1 protein-coding gene is annotated in these 204 nt (G+C 74.0%); it reads left to right on the top strand.

All coding sequences use genetic code 11. The features are described from left to right. A partial coding sequence (locus IF89_RS40525) for a hypothetical protein (protein WP_158718199.1) occupies nucleotides 1–204 on the top strand: 204 nt, incomplete at both ends.

The raw sequence follows: 204 nt of genomic DNA, 5'->3' as shown, positions 1-204 counted from the left end.
CCCCTCGGCGCGGTGACCGAGATCGCCTACGAGGAGATCCCCGGATCTCCCGTCCCGGCGCTGGCCGCGACCCGCCTGCGCACCCTCGACGACCGCGGCGAGCTCGCCGCACCCGAGCAGCGGTTCTCCCCCGCAGTGGAGGAGGGGCGTGCCTACACGGGTGCGGGGGGCGGTTTCGCGGGTGAGGACGATGTCTTCGACCAG

It is taken from the genome of Streptomyces sp. NRRL F-2664 (assembly GCF_000719345.1).
In the GTDB taxonomy this organism is placed as follows: domain Bacteria; phylum Actinomycetota; class Actinomycetes; order Streptomycetales; family Streptomycetaceae; genus Streptomyces.
This window is presented reverse-complemented; position numbering and strand designations above follow the sequence as displayed.